The organism is Pseudomonas sp. (assembly GCF_037994325.1).
In the GTDB taxonomy this organism is placed as follows: Bacteria; Pseudomonadota; Gammaproteobacteria; order Pseudomonadales; family Pseudomonadaceae; genus Aquipseudomonas.
Map to the genome: position 1 here is coordinate 1 of NZ_JBBNAH010000149.1, position 3896 is coordinate 3896.

General features: G+C 55.3%; 3 protein-coding genes. 1 reads left to right on the plus strand and 2 read right to left on the minus strand.

What is annotated here, in order from left to right; translation table 11 throughout:
- Positions 1–19: 19 nt before the first annotated feature.
- Complete coding sequence (locus AAAB16_RS05025) at positions 20–490, minus strand: DUF6795 domain-containing protein (protein ID WP_340662357.1); 471 nt, start codon at positions 488–490, stop codon at positions 20–22.
- A gap of 336 nt (positions 491–826) precedes the next feature.
- On the minus strand, positions 827–2494 hold the full coding sequence (ettA, locus tag AAAB16_RS05030) for an energy-dependent translational throttle protein EttA (protein ID WP_110617354.1): 1668 nt from the start codon (positions 2492–2494) through the stop codon (positions 827–829).
- A gap of 488 nt (positions 2495–2982) precedes the next feature.
- On the opposite strand from ettA, the gene AAAB16_RS05035 reads away from it, so the two are divergent.
- Positions 2983–3896 (plus strand): LysR family transcriptional regulator (locus AAAB16_RS05035; protein WP_340662358.1); only part of this gene is annotated, 914 nt, incomplete at its 3' end.

Genomic DNA, 3896 nt, shown 5'->3' on the forward strand with positions numbered 1-3896 from the left:
GTGGTTAGCACCACGGACGTTATTTTTGCAGCACGCAAATTCCGTAATTACCGATTTCCGGACGACCCACGGGCTCATCCTTCAAGTCACACACCAAATTGAGCGGCTGGCCGTGCAATTCGCCCAGATCCTCGTAGTTGTGCTTGGCGTGAAACCAGCCCTGGTGTTCCTTGCCCTGGTAGTAAAAGAGGATCTGCTGGTCAATGACCGGCTCGTGCGGAAGTAAGCCTGCAGTCATCGACTTGCCGGTAACCACCGGGAAACTGAAGCGGCCTTGGGTATCGGTGGTGGTGACGTTTTTCACCTGCTTGTCGCCCCAGTGCCAGTGGTAGTCCTGAACGACCTCAACACCTTGTACAGGCTTGCCATCCAGCAGAACGATGCCGTTCACCGCAGAAAACAGATACAGCGTCTTGGAAAATGCCATTGCGTGTCCCTGTGCCAATAAAACCAACAGAAGCATTGCCCAGCGGGGTGCTATGCGACTCATGTGTAGATCCCTCTCGAACGTGCCGGCGCTGGCACGTCATCGGCTCTGACAGCACCGGTCGCAAAACGATCCAGGCTGCGCAGACGAGCCCGGAGTATATCCAAGGGTTGCCGCGGGTTCTTGGCGGGGCGATGAACAGATTGTCAGAGTTGGACGTGGGTCATGGTTTTCGCGCTAACGCATAAAACGTTTGCTGTCCCCTCCTTGAAGGAGTAACCAGTTTCCCGTCGTCATCCCCGCGAAGGCGGGGACGACGGTAAACCGGTGGCGTATGCAGGGCTCGCGACCGAGGTCCTACATAAAAAAACGGAGCCACTTGGGCTCCGTTGTTTTTTCTTACTGCGCCAGCTTTTTATGCCGTACCCGATGCGGCTGAGCCGCCGCATCGCCAAGGCGTTTTTTGCGGTCGGCTTCGTATTCGGTGTAGTTGCCTTCGAAGAACACTGCTTGCGAGTCGTCTTCGTACGCGAGGATGTGGGTCGCTACGCGGTCCAGGAACCACCGATCGTGGGAGATCACAATGGCGGCGCCTGGGAAGTCGAGCAGCGCTTCTTCCAGCGAGCGCAGGGTTTCTACGTCGAGGTCGTTGGACGGTTCGTCGAGCAGCAGCACGTTGGCGCCCTCTTTCAAGGTCAACGCCAGGTGCAAGCGGCCACGCTCACCACCGGAAAGGTCTTTAACGAATTTCTGCTGGTCGCCGCCTTTGAAGTTAAACCGGCCTACGTAGGTGCGCGATGGCACCTCGTAGTTGCCGATTTTGATCATATCGGAACCATCGGAAACCATTTCCCATACGGTTTTGTTGCCGTCGAGGTCGTCGCGGCTCTGGTCAACGCAGGCCAGCTTGACGGTTTCACCGACTTCGATGCTGCCCGAGTCCGGCGTTTCTTTGCCCATAAGCATGCGGAACAGGGTCGACTTACCGGCACCGTTACCGCCGATCACGCCGACGATGGCGCCTTTGGGCATGCTGAACGACAGGTTGTCGATCAGCGCGCGGTCGCCATAGCCTTTGCTGACGTTGACGAAGTCGATGACTTTGTCGCCCAGACGCGGGCCGGCGGGGATGTAGATTTCGTTGGTTTCGCTGCGCTTTTGGAATTCCTGCGACTGCATTTCTTCGAAGCGTTGCAGACGGGCTTTGGATTTCGACTGGCGGGCTTTGGCACCTTTGCGCACCCACTCCAGTTCTTCTTTCATGGCTTTTTCGTGGGCCGACTGTTGTTTGGACTCTTGGGCCAAACGGTCGGACTTGGCTTCCAGCCAGCCAGAGTAGTTGCCTTCGTACGGAATACCGGCGCCGCGGTCGAGCTCGAGAATCCAGCCGGCGACGTTGTCGAGGAAGTAACGGTCGTGCGTGATGGCGACCACGGTGCCGGGGAAGTCGTGTAGGAAGTGCTCCAGCCAGGCGACGGAGTCGGCATCCAAGTGGTTGGTCGGTTCGTCGAGCAATAGCATGTCCGGGGCGGAGAGCAGCAGGCGGCACAGGGCCACACGGCGTTTTTCACCGCCGGAGAGGTGCACCACTTTGGCGTCCCAGGCCGGTAGACGCAGGGCGTCGGCGGCAACTTCCAGTTGGCGTTCCAGGTTGTGGCCATCGCTGGCCTGCAGAATGGCTTCGAGCTTGCCTTGCTCGGCGGCCAGGGCGTCAAAGTCGGCGTCTGGCTCGGCGTAGGCGGCGTACACCTCGTCCAGGCGCGCCTGGGCGTTTTTGATCACGCTAACGGCTTCTTCCACCACTTCGCGCACGGTTTTTTCCGGGTCCAGCTGCGGCTCTTGCGGCAGGTAGCCGATGTTCAGGTCGGGCATGGCGCGCGCTTCACCGTTGAACTCGGTGTCAACGCCGGCCATGATTTTCAGCAAGGTGGATTTACCCGAACCGTTAAGGCCGAGTACGCCGATCTTGGCGCCAGGGAAAAAAGACAGAGAAATGTTTTTAAGGATTTCCCGCTTCGGCGGCACTACTTTGCCCAGCCGATGCATGGTGTAGACGTATTGAGCCAAAATGTAATCCTCGTCCTAATAGGCTGATCAAAGCCATAACCAAATGATTCACTGAAATATTTTACCGTCATCCAGCCGCGCCGCACACTCTCGCTGTTTGCCTACAGCCTGAACGGTACAACCAATTTCAGCGCTGCCATAGGCTATTGGCATGGTTTGAAAGCAGAAAATTCGGGTAATTACGCGACTATTTCATCGGCTTAACTAAGCGGCGGCACTGCGCACCTGTTCCATTCTGACCGTTTGGTTTAACCAAGTGGCGAATGATTTAGCCCTATTCGGCTAGCTAAATCCGTTCAGCCAAATATTTTCACTTGTGGGGTGAAACTGTTACCTGCGCCCGGCTCTTCTTTATTTACGACTATCGCAGCGAAGATAACGTATTACCGGCATAAGCAACCAAAACCCGCCTAATCAAGCCCTGTCTTGGTAAAGCGAAAATTAAAAATCCTTGATAACCATCAAGAGCACATGCGTTCGGAACCACGATGGATATTGAAGCACTCGCGCTGTTTGTAAGGGCCGCAGAACTGGGAAACATAACTGCCGCTGGCAGAGAGCTCGATTATGTGCCTTCGGTGGCCAGTCAAAAACTGGTGAAGTTAGAAAACGCCCTGGGTATGCGCCTGCTTTGCCGCACGACTCGGCATATTTCCCTCAGTGAGGATGGTTTGGCCTTTATTCCGCACGCGCAAAAGATTTTAAGCGCGGTGGATGAGGCCTACTTTGCCATCGCCAAAGGACCTAACACGCCCCAACAAACCGTAAAAATATCGGCACCAGGATCGTTCGCGCGCATTTGTTTATTTCCAGCCATTGCCAACTTTCTCAAGGCTCACCCTAACCTGAAAGTGAACTTGGTTTTATCGGACTCGTTGCAAGACCTCAGCGCAATGGGGATCGATGTAGCGATCCGAATAGCCGAGCTGAAAAACTCGACGTTGGTGGCCCGTAAAATCGCCGCTGATCACCGTATCTTGTGCGCCTCACCGGGCTACCTGCACACCTTTGGTGAACCGCGAAACCCCGACGACCTGGAAGGTCACCGTTGCATTTTATTGGGTGAAGAAGCGCCGTGGAAATTCACTGAGCCAGGCACTGCACGCCGGCCGCGGATGGATAACGTATTCCGAACCAATTGCGGTGAAAGTGTCCGCCTCGCGGCCGCAGAGGGCCTAGGGATTGCGTCAATATCACAGTGGAATGCGAAACCGTCTTTAGACAGCGGCGCACTTGTTCGCGTAATGAGCGAATTTGAACTTCAGCAAAATAGGGACATTTGGGCGATTTATCCCAGCACTAAACTTATTTCTTCAAAAGCCCGGCTTTTCGTAGAGTTTTTAATAAGTGAATTTGCCGGCAAATTCCCACCGCAATCCGTGCATCAGCAACAATCTGATGA

What these genes read in the sequence shown, in the direction of transcription:
- AAAB16_RS05025 (WP_340662357.1), bottom strand. Translation starts at nt 490, where the DNA reads ATGAGTCGCATAGCACCCCGCTGGGCAATGCTTCTGTTGGTTTTATTG.